This is a genomic window from Mycobacterium sp. Dal123C01 (genome assembly GCF_052566995.1).
Genome location: NZ_CP199580.1, coordinates 1,961,544 through 1,980,809, shown reverse-complemented (window position 1 = coordinate 1,980,809; position 19,266 = coordinate 1,961,544). Strand labels below are relative to the sequence as shown.

General features: G+C 64.6%; 21 protein-coding genes. 14 read left to right on the top strand and 7 right to left on the bottom strand.

Annotated elements, in window-relative coordinates; all coding sequences use genetic code 11:
* Positions 1–73 precede the first annotated feature (73 nt).
* Positions 74–820, top strand: coding sequence for a DUF429 domain-containing protein (locus tag ACTXG5_RS09460; protein ID WP_445163415.1), 747 nt, complete (start codon positions 74–76; stop codon positions 818–820).
* A gap of 4 nt (positions 821–824) precedes the next feature.
* Here ACTXG5_RS09460 and ACTXG5_RS09455 read toward each other — a convergent pair whose 3' ends face one another.
* The gene (locus ACTXG5_RS09455; protein ID WP_445163414.1) at positions 825–1,442 is read right to left on the bottom strand and encodes a TetR/AcrR family transcriptional regulator; all 618 of its coding nucleotides are present in this window, start codon (positions 1,440–1,442) and stop codon (positions 825–827) included.
* 61 nt (positions 1,443–1,503) lie between these two features.
* On the opposite strand from ACTXG5_RS09455, the gene ACTXG5_RS09450 reads away from it, so the two are divergent.
* Both ACTXG5_RS09450 and ACTXG5_RS09445 read left to right on the top strand, forming a co-directional pair.
* Complete coding sequence (locus ACTXG5_RS09450; RefSeq protein WP_445164340.1) at positions 1,504–2,421, top strand: alpha/beta hydrolase-fold protein; 918 nt, start codon at positions 1,504–1,506, stop codon at positions 2,419–2,421.
* Between the two features lie 98 nt (positions 2,422–2,519).
* The gene (locus ACTXG5_RS09445; RefSeq protein WP_445163413.1) at positions 2,520–4,103 is read left to right on the top strand and encodes a gamma-glutamyltransferase family protein; all 1,584 of its coding nucleotides are present in this window, start codon (positions 2,520–2,522) and stop codon (positions 4,101–4,103) included.
* Here ACTXG5_RS09445 and purD read toward each other — a convergent pair.
* Positions 4,100–5,368 carry a phosphoribosylamine--glycine ligase gene (purD, locus tag ACTXG5_RS09440; RefSeq protein ID WP_445163412.1) on the bottom strand — a complete coding sequence of 423 codons (1,269 nt, stop codon included), beginning with the start codon at positions 5,366–5,368 and terminating at the stop codon, positions 4,100–4,102. The two genes, ACTXG5_RS09445 and purD, sit on opposite strands and share 4 nt — an antisense overlap.
* Positions 5,369–5,393: 25 nt before the next feature.
* Complete coding sequence (locus ACTXG5_RS09435) at positions 5,394–5,825, bottom strand: MarR family winged helix-turn-helix transcriptional regulator (protein ID WP_445163411.1); 432 nt, start codon at positions 5,823–5,825, stop codon at positions 5,394–5,396.
* A 49-nt stretch (positions 5,826–5,874) separates the two neighbouring features.
* Between ACTXG5_RS09435 and ACTXG5_RS09430 the strand changes: the two genes are divergently transcribed.
* Positions 5,875–6,969 carry an aldo/keto reductase gene (locus ACTXG5_RS09430; protein ID WP_445163410.1) on the top strand — a complete coding sequence of 365 codons (1,095 nt, stop codon included), beginning with the start codon at positions 5,875–5,877 and terminating at the stop codon, positions 6,967–6,969.
* A 390-nt stretch (positions 6,970–7,359) separates the two neighbouring features.
* A complete protein-coding gene (locus tag ACTXG5_RS09425) occupies positions 7,360–8,451 on the top strand; it encodes an alpha/beta fold hydrolase (protein WP_445164339.1) in 1,092 nt (363 codons plus the stop codon).
* Between the two features lie 44 nt (positions 8,452–8,495).
* Here the strand turns inward: ACTXG5_RS09425 and ACTXG5_RS09420 are convergent, their stop codons facing one another.
* Genes ACTXG5_RS09420 through ACTXG5_RS09405 form a run of 4 tightly spaced genes read right to left on the bottom strand, consistent with a single transcriptional unit; the run spans position 8,496 to position 12,012 of the window.
* A complete protein-coding gene (locus tag ACTXG5_RS09420; RefSeq protein ID WP_445163409.1) occupies positions 8,496–8,927 on the bottom strand; it encodes a carboxymuconolactone decarboxylase family protein in 432 nt (143 codons plus the stop codon).
* Positions 8,928–9,782 carry an NAD(P)-dependent oxidoreductase gene (locus ACTXG5_RS09415; RefSeq protein ID WP_445163408.1) on the bottom strand — a complete coding sequence of 285 codons (855 nt, stop codon included), beginning with the start codon at positions 9,780–9,782 and terminating at the stop codon, positions 8,928–8,930.
* Entirely contained in the window at positions 9,779–10,528 is a 750-nt protein-coding gene (locus tag ACTXG5_RS09410) for an SDR family oxidoreductase (RefSeq protein WP_445163407.1), read from the bottom strand. The genes ACTXG5_RS09415 and ACTXG5_RS09410 overlap by 4 nt, the downstream gene beginning before the upstream one ends.
* Positions 10,529–10,545: 17 nt before the next feature.
* Complete coding sequence (locus ACTXG5_RS09405) at positions 10,546–12,012, bottom strand: aldehyde dehydrogenase (RefSeq protein ID WP_445163406.1); 1,467 nt, start codon at positions 12,010–12,012, stop codon at positions 10,546–10,548.
* Positions 12,013–12,236: 224 nt separating this feature from the next.
* Between ACTXG5_RS09405 and ACTXG5_RS09400 the strand changes: the two genes are divergently transcribed.
* From ACTXG5_RS09400 to ACTXG5_RS09360, 9 genes are all read left to right on the top strand, one after another.
* Positions 12,237–12,875 carry a TetR/AcrR family transcriptional regulator gene (locus ACTXG5_RS09400; protein WP_445163405.1) on the top strand — a complete coding sequence of 213 codons (639 nt, stop codon included), beginning with the start codon at positions 12,237–12,239 and terminating at the stop codon, positions 12,873–12,875.
* Positions 12,872–14,089, top strand: coding sequence for a cytochrome P450 (locus ACTXG5_RS09395; RefSeq protein ID WP_445163404.1), 1,218 nt, complete (start codon positions 12,872–12,874; stop codon positions 14,087–14,089). Before ACTXG5_RS09400 ends, ACTXG5_RS09395 begins: the two co-directional genes overlap by 4 nt.
* Positions 14,090–14,914 carry an SDR family oxidoreductase gene (locus tag ACTXG5_RS09390; RefSeq protein WP_445163403.1) on the top strand — a complete coding sequence of 275 codons (825 nt, stop codon included), beginning with the start codon at positions 14,090–14,092 and terminating at the stop codon, positions 14,912–14,914.
* Positions 14,915–14,968: 54 nt separating this feature from the next.
* The gene (locus ACTXG5_RS09385; protein WP_445163402.1) at positions 14,969–16,321 is read left to right on the top strand and encodes a cytochrome P450; all 1,353 of its coding nucleotides are present in this window, start codon (positions 14,969–14,971) and stop codon (positions 16,319–16,321) included.
* Positions 16,322–16,331: 10 nt separating this feature from the next.
* Positions 16,332–16,538: a ferredoxin gene (locus tag ACTXG5_RS09380; protein WP_445163401.1), complete on the top strand. Its 207-nt coding sequence runs from the start codon at positions 16,332–16,334 to the stop codon at positions 16,536–16,538.
* A gap of 2 nt (positions 16,539–16,540) precedes the next feature.
* The gene (locus tag ACTXG5_RS09375) at positions 16,541–17,086 is read left to right on the top strand and encodes a nuclear transport factor 2 family protein (RefSeq protein ID WP_445163400.1); all 546 of its coding nucleotides are present in this window, start codon (positions 16,541–16,543) and stop codon (positions 17,084–17,086) included.
* Between the two features lie 143 nt (positions 17,087–17,229).
* Positions 17,230–18,357 carry an NDMA-dependent alcohol dehydrogenase gene (locus tag ACTXG5_RS09370; RefSeq protein ID WP_445163399.1) on the top strand — a complete coding sequence of 376 codons (1,128 nt, stop codon included), beginning with the start codon at positions 17,230–17,232 and terminating at the stop codon, positions 18,355–18,357.
* 34 nt (positions 18,358–18,391) lie between these two features.
* Positions 18,392–18,811 carry a ketosteroid isomerase family protein gene (locus tag ACTXG5_RS09365; RefSeq protein WP_445163398.1) on the top strand — a complete coding sequence of 140 codons (420 nt, stop codon included), beginning with the start codon at positions 18,392–18,394 and terminating at the stop codon, positions 18,809–18,811.
* A 48-nt stretch (positions 18,812–18,859) separates the two neighbouring features.
* Positions 18,860–19,264, top strand: coding sequence for an HIT family protein (locus ACTXG5_RS09360; RefSeq protein WP_445163397.1), 405 nt, complete (start codon positions 18,860–18,862; stop codon positions 19,262–19,264).
* The last annotated feature ends 2 nt before the right edge of the window (positions 19,265–19,266 follow it).

Here is a 19,266-nt window from a genome sequence, read left to right as displayed (position 1 = left end):
CGAGACTGCGAACGGCAACGCATTTCCCGAGTAGCAAGGTCGTTACTCACCGTTTCGCGGCACAATGTGGCCGATGTACTTCGCCGGCGTCGATCTCGCGTGGGGCTTCCGCAACCCGACCGGTGTCGCCGTCGTCGACTCCGATGGTTGTCTGGTGAGTGCCGGGGCGGTCCGCGACGACGACGAGATCCTGGCGGCATTGCTCCCCTACGTGCGCGGCGATTGCGTGGTCGGGTTCGACGCACCGCTGGTGGTGACCAACCGCACTGGTCAGCGCCCGGCCGAGACGGCGCTCAACCGCGACTTCCGCAGATTCGAAGCCGGCGCACACCCTGCTAACACCGGGAAACCCGAGTTCGCCAACGGCCCGCGCGGCGGCCGGTTGGCCGAGGTAATGGGCCTCGACATGGATCCAAGGTCAGCGGCTGTCCGGCGCGCGATCGAGGTCTACCCACACGCGGCGACCGTCGCGCTGTTCCGGCTGGAGCGGACCTTGAAATACAAGGCCAAGCCCGGCCGCACCCTCGATCGGCTCAAATCCGAGCTGCTGTTGCTGATGGACGGCGTCGAGCGGCTCGCACACACCGACGTGCCGTTGCGCGTCACCGATCACCGCGACTGGGTTGCGTTGCGCAAACAGGTGATGACGGCGCAGCGCAAGAGCGACCTGCGCCGTGCCGAAGACCCCGTCGACGCCGTCGTCTGCGCCTATGTGGCGCTGTATGCCCAGCGCTGCCCGGCCCGCATCACGATTTACGGCGACATCGCCACTGGCTACATCGTGACGCCGTCGCTGACCCCGGAGCCGTCCAGGTCGTGATGGGTTAGATCCGCACCGGCCGCTCGTCGATGGGTGCGAGCACGTCGATGATGTCGATCACCGTCGCCATTGCCGAGGTGTGCGGATCGCGGCCCTCGACCAGCGCGGAGACCACCGAACCATCGACCGCGCAGATCAGTGTGCAGACCAGCTCGATCCGCACGGATCGGCCGGACCGCTCGATCGCCTCGGCGACGGCATCGGCGCGCTGCCGCAAGCTGCGACGCATCGTTTCGCGCAACGCGGTCAGGCGGGTGCAGGCGATGTGTCGCTCATATCGCGAAATCAGCTGCTCGACGAGAGTCTGATCGGAGAGATCTCCCACCAGCAGGTCAACCAGTACCTCCGCGGTGGTCTCGGGCCCGCGGCGCCGCCGCGACAGCGCGTTGACCCGCGCTCGCAGCTGAGCCACCTCGATCATCCCGATGTGTTCGACCGCTCGTGCGATCAAGTCGTCGAGAGACGAGAAGTAATAGGTAGTGGACGCCAGTGGCAGACCGGCCCGCCCCGCGACCGCCCGGTGCCGCACCGCTTCGAACCCGCCTTCGGCAAGCAGCTCGGCGGCAGCGCTCACCAGCGCATACCGTCGACGTTCTCCTTTCGGAGTAACCGCTGCAGTCACGAGTAGCCATCGTGCCAGTCAAAGTGGTACTGCATTGCCATTTCCGCTAAACGACCATGGCATGATGGCCCGCATGCCCGACTTGAGCCGCCGCGCCGTGCTCAGTCTCGGTGCCAGCGCGGCCGTAGGTGCGGCGGGTGCTTTTGCGCTCGACAACCTGTTACACGCCAGAACATCTCGGAGCATTCCGGTGTCGAGGGCCAGCACGCAAGTCCCGTTGGGGCCGCCGCCCACCGCACCGCTTGAGCCGGCTCCGTCGGCGGAGCCGGCGCCCACGATGACGACCGGTTCCTTCGTGTCGGCGGCCCGCGGCGGGATATCGACCAACTGGGCGATCGCCCGTCCGCCGGGCCAGACCAAGCCGTTGCGACCGGTGATCGCGCTACACGGCAAGGGCAGTGACGCGGCCACCGTGATGGCCGGCGGCGTCGAGCAAGGTCTGGCCCAGGCCGTCAACGCCGGGCTCCCGCCGTTCGCGGTGGTCGCCGTCGACGGCGGTGGCGGCTATTGGCACAAACGGGCTTCAGGCGAGGACGCCGGAGCAATGGTGCTGAGCGAGCTGATCCCGATGCTGGACAGCCAACGGCTGGACACCTCGCGGGTGGCGTTCCTGGGTTGGTCGATGGGCGGCTATGGCGCATTGCTGCTCGGCGGTCGACTGGGACCCGCACGCACCGCGGCGATCTGTGCGGTGAGCCCGGCGCTCTGGATGTCTTCCGGGGCGGCCGCACCCGGCGCCTTCGACGGCCCCGACGATTTTGCGGCGAATTCGGTGTTCGGAATGCCTGCGTTGGGGTCCATTCCGATCCGGATTGATTGTGGCGACAGTGATCCGTTCTACGACGCGACCAAGCAGTTCATCGCTCAGCTGCCCAACCCGCCCGCGGGCGGTTTCTCGCCCGGGGGGCACAACCCCGCGTTCTGGAGCTCGCAGCTGCCGGCCGAACTGACCTGGATGGCCCCGCTGCTGACGGCGTAAGGCTGCGTCGGCCGCGAATTGGGAGCACCTCCCGTTGCGTGGGAAACGTCACCACGAGAAACTGGGCGCGGATTCGCCGCGGCGCTACGCTCGCGGAGGTGACCACACCGTTCGACTGGAACTTCCCGTACTCCTGGCCGCGAAAGCCCATTCTGGGGCCAAACGTTGTCTGCACTTCGCAGCCGCTTGCCGCCCAAGCAGGTCTTCGGATGCTCGCCGAGGGCGGCAGCGCCGCCGACGCGGCCATCGCCACTGCCATCACACTGACACTGGTGGAGCCGGTGTCCAACGGCATCGGCTCGGATGCCTTCGCCATCGTCTGGGACGGCAAGCAGTTGCACGGGCTGAACGCATCTGGCCGCTCACCGGCGGCATGGACGCCAGAGTATTTCGGCGGCAACGGTGTCCCCGCACTCGGCTGGAATTCGGTGACCGTGCCGGGGGCGGTGTCGGCATGGGTCCAATTGCACGCCAAATTCGGCAAGCTTCCGTTCGAGCGCCTCTTCGAGCCGGCGATCTCATACGGCCGCAACGGCTTTCCGGTCTCCCCGACGATTGCGCAGCAATGGGAGGCGCAGGTTCCGCTGTTCGAATCCCAGCCGGGTTTCGCCGAGGCGTTCCTGCCCGACGGGCGGGCGCCCAGACCCGGTGAACGATTCCGGTTTCCCGAACATGCGGCCACGCTCGAAAAGATCGCTGCAACCAACGGCGAGGAGTTCTATCGCGGGGAACTTGCGGCCCGACTCGAAGCGCACGCAACGGCGAACGGCGGCGTGATGCGTGCCGACGATCTTGCCGCTCACCGCGCCGATTGGGTGGGCACGATCAGCGGAACCTACCGCGACTACACCGTCCACGAGATACCGCCGAACGGGCAGGGCATCGTGGCGTTGATCGCGCTCGGAATCCTTCAGCAGTTCGACATGTCCTCACTGCCAGTCGATTCCGCCGACAGTGTGCACCTACAGATCGAAGCGCTCAAGCTGGCTTTCGCGGACGCGCAAGCCTACGTCGCCGACATCGACCACATGCCGTTGCGTCCCAAGGACTTGCTGGACAACGACTACCTGAAGCAACGGGCCGGACTGATCGACCGCGATCGGGCGAAGCCCGCATCGGCGGGCAGCCCGACCGGGGGCACCGTGTATCTCACTGCCGCCGATGCGTCGGGGGTGATGGTGTCGATGATCCAGTCGAACTACATGGGGTTCGGGTCCGGCGTAGTGGTGCCGGGCACGGGCATCTCACTGCAAAACCGCGGAGCGGGTTTTGCTGCGGCGCAAGGGCATCCGAATCAAGTCGGACCGAATAAACGTCCCTACCAGACGATCATCCCGGGCTTTGTGACCAAGGACGGCGCGCCCGTGATGAGCTTCGGGGTGATGGGAGGCACCATGCAACCCCAGGGTCATGTGCAGGTGCTGGGGCGCATCGCCGATCACGGTCAAAATCCCCAGGCGGCCTGCGATGGACCCCGGTTCCGCTGGGTGCAGGGCATGCAAGTCAGTTGCGAGAGGGGATTTCCGCCGGCAACACTCGACGAGCTCCAGCGGCGCGGCCACGAACTGGTCACTGTCGACGACTACAACCAGTTCGGTAGCTGCCAGGCGATCTGGCGCCTCGACGACGGGTACGTTGCGGCGAGCGATCCGCGTCGCGACGGCCAAGCCGTGGCCTTCTAGAGGTGGATCTTGCCCTCTTGCGCCGACAACCCGATGTCGCTTCGGAAATGACTGCCGGGCAAGCGAATCGAACTCATGATCTGGTACGCGTGCTCGCGCGCCGCGGACAAGTCTGCGCCGGTGCCGACCACCGCCAGCACCCGGCCACCCGATGAGACGATCGCGCCGTCGTCGCGGCGGGCCGTTCCGGCGTGCAGCACTCCGTCGGCTTCGGAGCCGACGATGACGTCCCCCACCCGCGGACGCCCGGGGTAGTTTTCGGCGGCCAGCACCACCGTCACGGCGGTGCCGTCGCGCCAGCGCAATTCGCCAAACTCAGCGAGCGTGCCGGCGCCTGCGGCATGCAGCAGCTGACCAAGCGGCGAGTCCAGCAGGGCGAGCACGGCCTGGGTCTCGGGATCGCCGAAGCGGCAGTTGAATTCGACCACAGCCGGCCCCCGCGCGGTGATGGCGAGTCCGACGTACAGCAAACCGGAAAATGCGCTACCACGCTTAACTAGTTCTGCCGCAACGGGTTCAACGATCCCGCTGACTATGTCGCCCAGGACGCTCTCGGGCAGCCACGGCAGTGGCGCGTAGGCCCCCATCCCGCCGGTGTTGAGTCCGGTGTCGCCCACGCCGACCCGCTTGAAGTCCTGCGCCGGCAGCAGCGGCACCACTGTCTCACCATCGACGATGCAGAACAGCGATACTTCGGGGCCGTCGAGAAATGACTCCAGCAGCACCGGATGGCCGTCGTCGAGCAGACCGGCCGCGTGCGCGCGCGCCGCGTCGCGTTCGGCCGTCACCACCACACCTTTACCCGCGGCCAGACCGTCGTCTTTGACCACCCAGGCCGGGTCGCCGGCAGGTGGTCCGAACCGGTCGAGCGCGGCATCCAATTTCGCTGGGCTGTCGACAATTTCACTACGGGCAGTCCGTACCTCCGCCGCCTCCATGACGGCCTTGGCAAATGCCTTGGAACCTTCGATGCGGGCCGCGTCCCTGCTGGGACCGAAGCAGACGATGCCGGCGGCGCGCACGGCGTCGGCCACCCCAAGCACCAACGGCACCTCGGGGCCGATGACGACCAAGTCGGCGCGGACCTCGCGAGCCAGCGCGACGACGTCATCGCCAGACGTGATGTCGACGTCGTGTTGCTCGGCCAGCCGGGCCGTGCCGGCGTTGCCGGGAGCAATGGCCAGTCCCGTGACCTGCGGATCTCTCCGCAGGGCCAACAGGAGGGCATGTTCACGACCACCCGAACCGATCACCAGAACGCGCACGAAAAGTCAGACTAGCCGCAACGCTTTACAGAATTTTTTCGAGCAGGTTTGTGAGGTCCTTTTGCTGCACCGCCGTGAGACGTCCGAGACGCTTATTGAACTCATCGGACAGCAGCGCCAGGCCGTTCGCGGCTGCTTGACGACCCGCCGCGGTGAGCAAAAGTCGATGGCGCCGCAAATCGGACGCGTCGATCTCGCGGCGCACGAATCCCGCGGCCTCAAGCCGTTTCAGGTACAGCGTCACGGTCGCCTTAGGCATGCCCAGCGTCGCCGCCAACTCAGCCGGGTAGGGATGCTCGTCGATCTCGGCGAGCAGGAACAGCTCCTTAGGCTCGAGCCCGAGCGCGCAGATACCGGCCTCGGCACACGAGATGACCGAGAGCAGCACCCGGTAGTTCAGTGACCAGATCTTGGCCGCATCGACCGTAGACATCGACTTGCCAGATCGTTCAGGCATTAACTAGTTTAGAAATGAATAACCTCATACCCGAACAATCTACCAGGGAGTGGCCCTCATGCCTCTGGATCAATACGTGACACTCGGACGGTCCGGCTTGCGCGTCAGCCCCCTGTGCCTGGGCGCGATGACGTTCGGAGAAGACCTCGGCTGGGGCACCAGCGTGGAAGAGTCCCAGCAGATCATCGACCGATACACCGAGCTCGGCGGAAACTTCATCGACACCGCCAATTTCTACACCCGCAGTCACTCCGAGAAGATCCTCGGCGACCACATCGGACGCCACTCCGCTCGCCGCGATCGCTTGGTGCTCGCCACCAAGTTCAGCGGCAACCTGTATCCCGGCGATCCCAACGGTGGCGGCGCGGGCCGCAAATCGCTGATCAGCGCCTGCGAAAACTCGCTGCGGCGCCTGCAAACCGACTACATCGACCTGTACTGGCTGCACATGTGGGACGCGAACACCCCCATCGAGGAGACGATGGCCGCACTCGACGATCTCGTTGCGGCCGGCAAGGTTCGCTACATCGGCGTTTCGGACACCCCGGCGTGGAAGATCGTCGAGGCAAACCTGATCGCGCGTTTCCGCGGCTGGTCGACGTTCATCGGCCTGCAGATCGAGTACTCGCTGCTCGAACGCACCGTAGAGCAAGATCTGGTTCCGATGGCCAGTGAATTCGGCCTCGGCATCACACCGTGGTCGCCGCTCAAGAACGGCGTGCTGAGCGGCAAGTACACCCGGCGAAATGCTGGCCAGCACAACGCCGTTCGCGGCGCGCTGGTGGATAGCTTCCTCACCGAGAAAACCTACGCGATCATCGACGAACTCGAGATCATCGCCAAAGCTCACGAGACGAACGTCGCCAGCGTGGCACTGGCCTGGGTGCACGCGCAACGCGCCGTCTCATCGGTCATTATTGGGGCACGCCAGCTCTCGCAGCTCGACGACAATATTCGCGCCGTTGACGTCAACCTCAGCGCCGAGGAACTCACCCGGCTCAACAAGCTGACCAAACCGCGATCGGGGTTCCCGCAGAGCATGCTGCCACTGATTCCGAGCATGATCCAAGGCGGAACAACAATCAACGGTGTGTCCGCACCGACCTCCGAATACGTGATGCCCGAGGGTGGTCAACCTTACTGAGGGTCGCCGATCGCCGCTGCCGCCAAGCGATGCCTTTCGACATCAGACGATGTCACTGAATCTGTTGCCCCGCTTATCGACATCAAAACGCCTCATCGACTCCACAACCGCCCAGCACTCTTCATAAATCACGACCATTCGGGGTCACCACTCAATCCTCGACCGTCGGACGCCCTCCTGTTCAGGAGAGACGCCCTAGCCGGTCGCCCCCTTGCCGCCCCAACCTGGCCGGGAATACACTAACGCATCCCATCGCTGTGCTCGCCGAATGGATTGGGTTGCACGGCAACAAGTGTGGGCTCAGAATCCAGCAAACATCTATCGGGCATAGGACGTATCGAAATGTTTCGCAGAAGTCCCGCGGTCAGAAGTTGCGTGCTCTTGAGCCTTGTGCTGCTCGTCGCGAGTGCGTGCAGCTCCTCGCAGCACGGGAGTCCAGCCGCATCCACGCCGGCTCTCGGGCCAAAGGATTATCCGGCCATCACCGAGGGTGACTACGTTGTTAGCAACTTTCACTTCCGCAGCGGAGAAACGCTGCCACAGCTGAAGATCCACTACCGCACCATCGGGACTCTGCAACGGGACGGCTCGGGAAGGGCCACAAACGCGGTGTTGTTGCTGCACGGAACGACTGGCTCAGGAAAGCAACTGCTCGCTCCTAGCTTCGCCAATTACCTGTTCGGCGCCGGCCAACCGCTCGACGCCTCGCGGCTCTTCCTGATCCTGCCGGACCAGATCGGACATGGGTCTTCTACCAAGCCAAGTGATGGCCTGCACGCGCACTTTCCGCGCTATGACTACCACGACATGGTTAACGCCACGCATGAGCTGGTGGCGGACAAACTGGCTGTCGACCACCTGCGGCTGGTGATGGGCTTTTCGATGGGCGGCATGCAGACCTGGATGTGGGGCGAGGAGTACCCGGATGCCATCGACGCGCTCATGCCGTTGGCCAGCAACCCGGTTGAGGTCGGTGGTCGAAATCGCATATGGCGCAAAGAAATCATCAATGCCATCCGCAGCGACCCGGATTGGCAGGGCGGCGACTACAAGACGGAGCCGGTGAAAGCGCTTACCACCGTTGCCGACATCACCCTGCTGGCCCCGAAGAGCGCGCCCATCTACATGCAGCAGATCGCACCGACGGGTCCGGCGGCTGACAAGTTCTACGAAGACCAGGTATCGGAACAAGTCGCGTCGATCGACGCCAACGACACGCTCTACGCGTTCGAGGCATCCCGAGATTACGACCCCGAATCCGACGTCTCGAAGATCACCGCACCGATGGTCGCTGTCAACTCGGCCGACGACTACCTCAACCCGCCCAGCCTGGGCATCATCGACCGCGACATCAAGCGGGTCAAAAATGGCCGGTACGTCTTGGTGCCGGCCTCGGACCAAACCCGCGGTCACTTTACCGTCCTGCAGGCCAACCTCTGGGAGAGCAATCTCACCGACCTGCTGAGCCGGTCCGAGCGTTGATTCCGGTCAGCGACGCGTGGTGGTGATCGCGTTGATCCGGTGGCTTAGTCGCTACCCGAGTTCATTTTGATCGCGGCATCGACGTTCGCCTTCTTGTCCTCGCCGGCGCCCTTCGCCGCGGCCTTCTTGCGCTTTGCCACGACGGTCGAGACGGCCCCATTGAGCGCAGAGCCAAGCGGGAAGCCGAGATAGTGCGTGAGGAAGACGGCCATCTCCTTCAGCTCGTCCTCGGTGAGTTCGCCGTTGAGCAGCGCGGCGTTGATCTGAATCTCTGCCAGGTCGCGGTTTCCGACCGCCGTCACCGCGGTCAACGTCATGATGCGCTTGTCGCGCATCGATAGCCCCGGTCGGCTCCAGATGGTACCGAACAGGTGATCGACGGTCAGGTCGAAGTACGCGTCGCCCTCGATGTTGGGCATCTCCCACCCGTAGACCTCGTTCATTTTTTCGAGGCCCTTGCGGCGCAATTCGTCCATCTACGTCTCTTTCTGTGTGTGCGGCACCCCGAGGCCGGCCGCCAGCCGTTCAAATGCCAGCTGGGCGAGCGGCAGCTCGACCGATACGGCTTCACCCAGAGCTAGCGCCAGGCTCAGATCCTTCTCCCCCAGGCCGCGGGTATGCGAGAACGGCTGGAACAGGAAGTTGTCCGGTTCAAGGTCGTTCATGTTCTCACGTACCATGATCGCCCCCGGACCGCTGGTGAGCGCGTCGGTGTGGCGCACCACCCGGCCCAGTGCCTGCAGATCCAGGCCCGCTGCCTCGGCCAGTTTCATGGCCTCACACGCCGCGGCGTATGAGGTGAAGGTCAACATGTTGCGGGCCAGCTTCATTCGTGTTCCGGCGCCCGGCTCACCGGCGTGGATGACCAGCGACGCCCAGTGTTTGAAGGCCGGCTTGATCCGCTCGTACACCTCGCGCTCGGCGCCCACCATCGTGGCGAGCTCGCCCTTGGCGGCCGCCGCGGCCCCACCACTGACCGGCGCGTCGACGATGTCGATGCCCTGCGGTTTGAATTCGGCTGCGAGCTCGACAGCGGTGGTGTCGCTGATGGTCGAGTGGATCGCGATGACGGTGCCGGGCTTGGCGTGGCCGGCCAACTCGCCGACTACCTCACGCACCTGGGCGTCGTTGAGCACGGTGATATGGATGATGTCGGCGGCGGCAATGTCGGCCACGCTGTCGGCCAGGCTCGCGCCCTTTTCGACCAACGGCGTCATCGCCTCGATCCGAATGTCGTAAACCGTTACCCCGCCGGGCCATTCGATCATCTTCGTGGCCATCGGCGCGCCCATATTGCCCAGCCCGATATACCCCAGCTTCAGATCGGTCATGATCGGAAAATCTGTCCGCCGTCGACGTTGAAGATCTGGCCGGTGATCCAGGAAGCCTGGTCCGACAGCAGGAACAAGCACATCCCGACCAGATCTTCGGGCTGACCCATGCGCGACAACGGAATTCCCTTGACGATATCGGCGACCATCTCCTGCGGGGTGGTGGTCCGATTGGCCTCGGTGTCGATGGGGCCCGGGGCAATTGCATTGATCCGGATGTTCTGGCCCCCGAGCTCGGTGGCCAGCTGTTGGGTGAGGCCGTTGATACCGACCTTGGCCAGCCCGTAGAAGTTCGAGTACAACCAGGCCGCGGTGGACGACTGGTTGATGATCGCTCCGCCGCCGCGCTTGGCCATCTTCTTGTACACCGCGCGCGTACACCACAACGCGCCATCGAGATTGACGCTCATGAACTTCTTGTAGTACTCGGGGTCGACAGTAATCAGAAAGTCGAGCTTCATTCCGCCGAAGATCGCGGCATTGTTGACCAGGTAGTCGATGCCGCCGAACTCGGCCAGCGTGCGGTCGGCCATTGCCTTGGCAGACGCGGGATCCGACACGTCGACGGGCAGAGCCAGCGCAGTACCGCCCTCGCCCTTGATCCCGTCGGCCACCTTCTCGGCGCCCTGCACGTTGATATCGGCGACGACAACAGCTGCGCCCTCGCGGGCGAGCGCCTCGGCGTAAGCCTGGCCGATGCCGCCGCCCGACCCGGTGACGATGGCGACCTTGTTTTCGAATCTCATGCTGCGAGCTCCTCTAGTTAAACCGCTGTCGCAATGGTCTTGGTCTCCAGGTACTCCTCGAAACCGGCCAGACCCATCTCGCGACCGTTCCCGGACTGCTTGTACCCACCGAAGGGCGCGTCGGCGGAATACCACACGCCGCCATTGACATTGATCGTGCCGGCCCGGATCCGCGCGGCAACGCCGGCCGCCCTATCCGGGTCGCTGCCGAACACCGTGCCCGACAAGCCATAGGGCGAGTCATTGGCGATGCGCAGGGCGTCATCGTCGCCGTCGTGCGGAATCACCGTCAGGACCGGGCCGAAAATCTCCTCGCGTGCGCAGCGGGCGTCGTTGCCCAGACCCGCGATCACAGTGGGCTCGATGAAGAAGCCGACTTCACGATCGGCCGGCCGGCCTCCGCCGCACGCGAACGTCCCGCCTTCGGCGATCGCCGAGTCAAGATAGCCCTGCACCCGATCGCGCTGGCGAGCCGAAATCAAGGGCCCACAGATAGTTTTGGAATCGGTGGGGTCGCCGGCCTTGATGCCCGCCATCGTTGCCGCCGCGATGGAGACGGCCTCGTCATACTTCGCCCGCGGCACCACCAGCCGGGTGGTGATCGCGCATCCCTGCCCGGCGTGCATGCACACCGAGAACGCCGCCATACCCACCGCACCGCCCAAGTCGGCGTCGTCGAGCACGATGAACGCCGACTTGCCACCCAGCTCGAGGAAGACCTTCTTGATGGTCGCGGCGCCGTCGGCCATCACGGCGCGACCGGTGGCCGTCGACCCGGTGAACGAAACCATGTCCACCCGAGGGTCTTTGGACAACAGCGCACCCACGCTGTGGTCGCTGGACGTGACGATGTTGATCACACCGGGCGGGAAGTCGGTGTGATCGGCGATGAGTTCTCCCAGCACGGCGGCACACCAGGGTGTGTCGGGCGCGGGCTTCAGGACGACGGTGTTCCCCGCGGCCAGCGCGGGCCCGATCTTGGCGAGGTTGATCTGGTGGGGAAAATTCCACGGAGTGATGGCGCCGACGACACCGACGGCCTCACGAGCGACGGTGCGCCGGGTCGGGATGCCCATCGGCGACGCCTGGCCGAGATCCTGCTTGTATTCATACGATTCGGCGGTGTCCGCCGCGAACGCCAGGTCGTTGACCGGGACTTCGAGCTGAGCGATCCCGGTGAGCATCCGGGGCGCGCCGACTTCGGCGATGGTCAACTCGCGAAGCTCTTCGAGGTGCTGCTGCATCGCCTCGCGTAGCTGCCGCACACACCGCACCCGCAGCTCGGTGTTGCCAGACCAATCCGTCTCGTCGAAAGCACGGCGCGCGGCGTCGACCGCACGGCCCATGTCGTCGACGTCGGCGTCGGCCGCGACTCCCAGTACTTCCTCGGTTGCCGGGTTGATGGTGGGGAAGGTGCCGGCACTGCCGGGCGACACCTTGCCGTCAATGAAGAGTCCACTCACGCCGTCGGCCAACAAGGCCATCTCTCGCTCCCGTCTATGCGTGGCAAATCCAAGGGGCCAAATCGGTACACCCATTCGAATGGACAGTTGTCCGATAATGTCCCATCGCACCATAGCTGTCGGGCCATCCGCGGTGCAAGAGCCGATCTCGCAAGCAGTCGCGGAGGGCGACAAATCTGGGTATTAAGCAGCATATTTGCCGAACGGGCTTGCCTCGCGTCGCGTCCATCCGATAGCTTGGACATGTGTCCAGCGATGCCCTGGTTGCGATCACATCCCAGGCCGAGCAACAAACCGGTCAACCGGCGCGCAACCGGCGCCAGGAGGAGACTTTTCGCAAGGTGCTCGCGGCCGGCATCGATACCCTGCGCGAGAAGTCGTACGCCGACCTGACGGTGCGCGCAGTCGCGGCCCGCGCCAAAGTCGCCCCGGCCACCGCCTACACCTACTTCTCGTCGAAGAACCACTTGATCGCCGAGGTCTACCTGGACCTGGTCCAGCAAGTTCCGTTTTTCACCGACGTCAACGACCCCATGCCGACCCGGGTGGACAAGGTGTTGCGCCATCTGGCACTGGTGGTCGCCGATGAACCCGAAGTCGGGGCGGCCTGCACGACCGCGTTGCTCGGCGGCGGTGCCGATCCTGCCGTCGGCGCCGCACGCGACCGGATCGGCGCCGAGATACACCGGCGCATCGCGACAGCCATCGGGCCCGGGGCCGACCCCAACACGGTGTCCGCACTCGAGATGACGTTCTTCGGCGCCTTGGTACAGGCCGGCAGCGGCCAATTCACCTATCACCAGATCGCCGACCGCTTGGCCTATGTGGTGGGCCTCATCTTGCCCGGCACCGGGGAGACAAGCCAGGAGACAACAGCCCAATGACCGTCCACGTTGGAGACCACGAACTGGTCCTCGATCCATACAACTACGACTTCCACGAAGATCCGTACCCGTATTACCAGCGACTGCGCGACGAGGCGCCGCTGTACCGCAACGAGGAGCTGGGCTTCTGGGCCCTGTCCCGGCACGCCGATGTGCACCAGGGGTTCCGCAACAGCACCACGCTGTCCAATCGCTTCGGCGTCTCGCTGGACCCGGCGTCGCGCGGCCCGCATGCCAGCAAGACGATGAGCTTCCTCGCGATGGACGATCCGGCGCACCTGCGGCTGCGCACTCTGGTGTCGAAAGGGTTCACGCCCAGGCGGATTCGTGAGCTCGAGCCGCGGGTTACCGAGATCGCGCACCAGCACTTGGACATCATGTTGGAGAAGGCGGCCGACGGAGCGGTCGACTATGTCGACGAATTCGCCGGCAAGCTGCCGATGGATGTCATCTCCGAATTGATGGGAGTCCCGCAACCGGACCGCGACGAGGTGCGCGCCTGGGCGGACGGCGTGATGCACCGCGACGAGGGCGTCACCGACGTACCGGCCGCGGCGGTCGAGGCGTCGATCAACCTCATCGTCTACTACCAGCAGATGGTCGCCGAGCGTCGCCAGCAGCCGACCGATGACCTGACGACCGCGCTGCTGGAAGCCGAGATCGACGGCGATCGGCTGACCGACGACGAAATCATCGGATTCATGTTCCTGATGGTGATCGCGGGCAACGAAACGACCACCAAACTCCTTGCCAACGCCGCATTTTGGGGCCACCGGAACCCCGATCAGCTCACCGGAGTCTACGCCGACCTCGAGCTGGTGCCGTCGTGGGTCGAGGAGACCCTGCGCTACGACACGTCCAGCCAGATCCTGGCCCGCACCGTGGCCGGCGAGCTCACGCTCTACGACACCACCATCCCCGACGGGGACATCCTGCTGCTGCTGCCCGGTTCCGGACACCGCGACGAGCGGGCGTTCGACAACCCCGACGACTATATGATCGGGCGCGAAATCGGCCCTAAACTCTTGAGTTTCGGCAGCGGCGCGCACTTCTGCCTGGGCGCCCACCTGGCCAGGATGGAGGCTCGAGTGGCGCTCACCGAACTATTCAAGCGAATCAAGGGCTACGAGGTCGACGAGGCCAACTCGGTTCGTGTCCATTCCAGTAACGTGCGCGGGTTCGCACGCCTACCGATGACGCTGGAGGTCTCCTAGATGCCTCGTTTTGCCCCCCTGCCCGAACGTCGGCCGGCAATCGTGGCCGGCGCCTCCTCCGGCATCGGAGAGGCCACCGCCATCGAGCTCGCGGCGCACGGCTTCCCGGTCGCCCTGGGCGCCCGCCGGGTCGATAAACTCGACGACATCGTCGGCAAGATCAACGCCGACGGCGGCGAGGCGGTCGGATTCCACCTGGACGTCACCGACCCGAACTCGGTGAAATCCTTTGTCGCGCAGTCGGTCGACGCACTCGGCGACATCGAGGTGCTGGTGGCCGGCGCGGGCGACACCTATTTCGGCAAGCTCGCCGAGATCACCACCGATGAGTTCGATTCGCAGATGCAGATCCACCTGATCGGCGCTAACCGATTGGCCACCGCGGTGCTGCCGGGCATGCTCGACCGCCAGCGCGGCGACCTCATCTTCGTCGGCTCCGACGTGGCCCTGCGCCAGCGGCCGCACATGGGCGCCTACGGTGCGGCCAAGGCGGCGCTCGTCGCGATGGTCACCAACTTCCAGATGGAGCTCGAGGGCACCGGCGTGCGGGCCTCGATCGTGCATCCCGGCCCGACGAAGACGTCAATGGGCTGGAGCCTGCCGGCTGACAAGATCGGCCCCGCGCTAGACGACTGGGCCAAGTGGGGCCAGGCCCGCCACGACTACTTCCTGCGCGCGGCGGACCTGGGACGCGCGATCGCGTTCGTCGCCGAGACACCGCGTGGTGGCTACATCGCGAACATGGAGCTTCAGCCCGAAGCCCCGCTGGCCGACAGCAAAGATCGCCAAAAGCTCGCACTCGGCGAAGAGGGGATGCCGTCATGACTTCGCGAAACGACGACGCGGCGCGCGGCACGCGCGCCGGTGAGGAGTGAGCAAATGACCACAGCCATCGTGCCCCGGGTTTCCGGCGGTGAGGAAGAGCACGGCCATCTTGAGGAATTCCGCACCGACCCAATCGGTTTGATGAAGCGCATCCGCGAGGAGTGCGGCGACGTCGGCTGGTTCCAGCTCGTCGACAAGCACGTCATCTTCCTATCGGGAGCGGAAGCGAACGAGTTCTTCTTCCGCTCCGCCGACGAGGATCTCGACCAGGCCGAGGCCTACCCGTTCATGACGCCGATCTTCGGCAAGGGCGTGGTGTTCGACGCCAGCCCCGAGCGGCGCAAGGAGATGCTGCACAACTCGGCGCTGCGGGGCGAGCAGATGAAGGGTCACGCAGTCACCATCGAGGGCGAGGTCAAGAAGATCATCGCCGACTGGGGCGACGAGGGCGAGATCGAGCTGCTCGATTTCTTCTCCGAGTTGACCATCTACACCTCGACGGCGTGCCTGATCGGGTTGAAGTTCCGCGAGCAGCTAGACGGCCGGTTCGCGCACTACTACCACGAACTGGAACGCGGCACCGATCCATTGTGTTACGTGGACCCCTATCTGCCGATCGAGAGCTTCCAGCGCCGCGACGAGGCTCGCGTGAAACTCGTTGCGCTGGTTCAGGAGATCATGGACGGCCGCATCGCCAACCCGCCGCAGGGCAAGGAAGACCGCGACCTCCTCGACATCCTCGTGTCGGTAAAGGACGAGGGGGGTAAGCCGCGCTTCTCTGCCGACGAAGTCACCGGCATGTTCATCTCGCTGATGTTCGCGGGCCACCACACCAGCTCGGGGACGTCCTCGTGGACGCTGATCGAGCTGATCCGCCACCCCGAGGCCTACGCCGAGGTGCTCGCCGAACTCGAGGTACTCTATGCCGACGGCCAGGAGGTGAGTTTCCATGCGCTGCGCCAGATTCCGAAGCTGGACAATGTCGTCAAGGAGACGTTGCGGCTGCACCCGCCGCTGATCATCCTGATGCGGGTGGCGCAGGGCGAGTTCGAGGTCGGCGGCTTCGGAATCCACAAGGGCGACTTCGTCGCGGCCTCCCCCGCGATCTCCAATCGAATCCCCGAAGACTTCCCCGAGCCCGACGCGTTCAATCCGAGCCGGTATGACAAGCCCGAACAGGCCGACGTCACGAACCGATGGACGTGGATTCCGTTCGGCGCGGGACGCCATCGGTGCGTGGGCGCCGCGTTCGCCACGATGCAGATCAAGGCAATCTTCTCGGTTCTGTTGCGCGAGTACGAGTTCGAGATGGCACAGCCCGCGGACACCTATCGCAACGACCACTCGAAGATGGTGGTCCAGCTGGATCGGCCCGCCAAGGTCCGCTACCGCAAGCGCACGTCGTAGGAGAGTCCAGATGGGTTATCGAGTCGAAGTCGACCTCGATCTCTGCCAGGGCCACGCCATGTGCGAACTGGAGGCCCCCGACTATTTCTCGGTGCCCAAGCGCGGAAAGGTCGAGATCCTCAACGCCGAACCACCAGACGACGCCATGGACGAAGTTCAGAACGCCGTCGAGATGTGTCCCACCCAAGCACTGATCCTCAAGAAGAAAGAAGACTGACAATGTCGTCACACTCACGCGCGGACCTCGAGGCATGGGTCGACCGCTGGCTGCAGGCCAACAAGGACTGCGAAAAGGCCGGTGACTGGCGGCCGCTGGGGGATTTCTACACCAAAGACGCGACGTACGGCTGGAACATCGGCCCCAAGGAAGATGTGATGTGCGTGGGCATCGACGAGATCCGCGACATCGCACTCGGCCTGGAGATGGAAGGGCTGGAGAACTGGGTCTACGAGTACCAGAAGGTGCTCATCGACGAGAAGCAGGGCGAAATCGTCGGCTTCTGGAAGCAGATCGTCAACAAGACCGACGGCACCCAGGACGAGATCTACGGCATCGGCGGCAGCTGGTTCCGCCTCAACGACGACCAGCTCATCGAGTGGCAGCGTGACTTCTTCGACTTCGGTCACGTCGCGAAGATGTTCGGCACGCTGATCGAGTCCGGCGACCTGAGCACCGGAATGCAGAAGCGGATCGAGCGCAGCATCGCCGGCGAGAAGCTACCGGGCTATTACCCGCTCGGGGAGGCGCCGGCTCCGATCTGGTGAGCTGGAGCCAACCAAGCGTTTGATTTGTTGCACGCGCTATGCTGACGCGACGAGGGTGCCTGTGGCACTCGTCACCAAGCTGCCCGGCATCAAGGGCCGGGTAGCTCTGATCAATTCAAAGGCGAAATGGGGTCAGGACCATCGTGAAGACAAAAGGTGCATTGATCTGGGAGTTCAACCAGCCGTGGGCCATCGAGGACATCGAGATCGGCGATCCCGTCAAGGACGAGGTCAAGATCCAGATGGAAGCGGCGGGCATGTGCCACTCCGACCATCACCTGGTCACCGGCGGCATCCCGATGGCCGGTTTCCCGGTGCTCGGTGGACACGAAGGCGCGGGCATCGTCACCGAAGTCGGCCCTGGCGTGGAAGACATCGCCCCGGGTGATCACGTGGTGCTGTCGTTCATCCCGTCCTGCGGGACCTGTCCGACATGTCAGGCCGGCCTGCGCAACCTCTGCGATTTGGGCGCCGGGCTGCTGGGTGGTGCCGCGGTATCCGACGGCACCTTCCGCATCCAGGCGCGCGGCCAAAACGTCTTCCCCATGACGTTGCTGGGGACGTTCTCGCCCTACATGGTCGTGCACCGCAGCTCCGTGGTGAAGATCGACCCGTCCGTTCCGTTCGAGGTCGCCGCACTGGTTGGTTGCGGCGTCACCACCGGCTACGGGTCCGCGGTCCGCACGGCCGACGTCCGGCCGGGCCAGGACGTCGCCATCGTCGGCGTCGGCGGAGTCGGCATGGCAGCCCTGCAGGGTGCGGCTAACGCCGGCGCCCGCTACATCTTCGCGATCGACCCGGTGGAGTGGAAGCGCGATCAGGCGCTGAAGTTCGGCGCCACCCACGTCTACCCCGACATCTTCGCCGCAATGGCGGGCATCGCCGAGGTCACCTACGGCCTGATGGCCCACAAAGTGGTGATCACCGTCGGTGAGCTGCTCGGTGCCGACATCGACAACTACCTCAACATCACCCAAAAGGGCGGCACCTGCGTGCTGACCGCGATCGGCAGCCTGATGGACACCAACGTCACCCTGAACCTGGCGATGCTGACCCTGATGCAGAAGAACCTGCAGGGCACCATCTTCGGTGGCGGCAACCCGCAGTACGACATCCCGCAGCTGCTGTCGATGTACAAGGCCGGCAAGCTCAACCTGGACGACATGATCACCCGCCAGTACCGGCTCGAGCAGATCAACGACGGCTACCAGGACATGCTGGACGGCAAGAACATTCGCGGCGTCATCCGCTACACCGACGCCGACCGGTAACAGAGCGCCAACTGCCGTAAAGAGGGCTGGAACTATGACCCAAACCACCCAATCCCCGGCACTGACCGCGTCGCAGTCGTCGTGGCGCTGCGCGCAAGGCAAAGACCGGGACGGCTGGCTGGCGCTGATGACCGACGATGTGGTCATCGAAGACCCAATCGGCAAGTCGGTCACCAACGCCGACGGCACCGGTGTACGCGGCAAGGAAGCCGTCGGCGCGTTCTTCGACAACAACATCGCCACGAATCAGCTGACCATCACCTGTGAGGAAACCTTCCCGTCCAGTTCACCCGACGAGATTGCTCATATTCTGGTGCTGCAGAGCAGGTTTGAGGGTGGCATGACCAGCAAGGTGCGCGGCGTGTTCACCTACAAGGTCAACGAGGCGGGACTGATCACCAACATGCGCGGGTACTGGAACCTCGACGTCATGGAGTTCGGCCAGGAGGGCTGAGCGGCAACCACGGAGTGGTGACATTTTCGGCGCACCTATGCTTGGCCCATGGCGTCGATCTTCACCAAGATCATCAACCGTGAACTACCCGGCCGATTCGTTTACGAGGATGACGACGTCGTCGCATTCTTGACGATTGAGCCGATGACGCAGGGGCACACGCTGGTGGTGCCGCGCGCCGAGATCGATCAGTGGCAAGAGGTCGACGACCCGGCGTTCGCCCGCGTGATGGGGGTGAGCCAGCTGATCGGCAAGGCCGTGTGCAAGGCGTTCCGAGCCGAGCGCGCGGGCCTGATCATCGCGGGGCTGGAAGTGCCGCACTTGCACGTTCACGTGTTCCCCACCCGCAGCCTGAGCGACTTCGGCTTCGCCAATGTCGACCGCAACCCGTCACCGGAATCCCTCGATCAAGCGCAGGCCAGGATCAAGGCGGCGCTGGAGCAGCTGGCGTAGAC

Bases quoted from the DNA above. Each gene is read 5' to 3' on its own strand.
- ACTXG5_RS09460 (WP_445163415.1), top strand. From the start codon at position 74: ATGTACTTCGCCGGCGTCGATCTCGCGTGGGGCTTCCGCAACCCGACC.
- ACTXG5_RS09450 (WP_445164340.1), top strand. From the start codon at position 1,504: ATGATGGCCCGCATGCCCGACTTGAGCCGCCGCGCCGTGCTCAGTCTC.
- ACTXG5_RS09435 (WP_445163411.1), bottom strand. From the start codon at position 5,825: ATGCCTGAACGATCTGGCAAGTCGATGTCTACGGTCGATGCGGCCAAG.
- ACTXG5_RS09420 (WP_445163409.1), bottom strand. From the start codon at position 8,927: ATGGACGAATTGCGCCGCAAGGGCCTCGAAAAAATGAACGAGGTCTAC.
- ACTXG5_RS09415 (WP_445163408.1), bottom strand. From the start codon at position 9,782: ATGACCGATCTGAAGCTGGGGTATATCGGGCTGGGCAATATGGGCGCG.
- ACTXG5_RS09410 (WP_445163407.1), bottom strand. From the start codon at position 10,528: ATGAGATTCGAAAACAAGGTCGCCATCGTCACCGGGTCGGGCGGCGGC.
- ACTXG5_RS09405 (WP_445163406.1), bottom strand. From the start codon at position 12,012: ATGGCCTTGTTGGCCGACGGCGTGAGTGGACTCTTCATTGACGGCAAG.
- ACTXG5_RS09395 (WP_445163404.1), top strand. From the start codon at position 12,872: ATGACCGTCCACGTTGGAGACCACGAACTGGTCCTCGATCCATACAAC.
- ACTXG5_RS09390 (WP_445163403.1), top strand. From the start codon at position 14,090: ATGCCTCGTTTTGCCCCCCTGCCCGAACGTCGGCCGGCAATCGTGGCC.
- ACTXG5_RS09385 (WP_445163402.1), top strand. From the start codon at position 14,969: ATGACCACAGCCATCGTGCCCCGGGTTTCCGGCGGTGAGGAAGAGCAC.
- ACTXG5_RS09380 (WP_445163401.1), top strand. From the start codon at position 16,332: ATGGGTTATCGAGTCGAAGTCGACCTCGATCTCTGCCAGGGCCACGCC.
- ACTXG5_RS09375 (WP_445163400.1), top strand. From the start codon at position 16,541: ATGTCGTCACACTCACGCGCGGACCTCGAGGCATGGGTCGACCGCTGG.
- ACTXG5_RS09365 (WP_445163398.1), top strand. From the start codon at position 18,392: ATGACCCAAACCACCCAATCCCCGGCACTGACCGCGTCGCAGTCGTCG.
- ACTXG5_RS09360 (WP_445163397.1), top strand. From the start codon at position 18,860: ATGGCGTCGATCTTCACCAAGATCATCAACCGTGAACTACCCGGCCGA.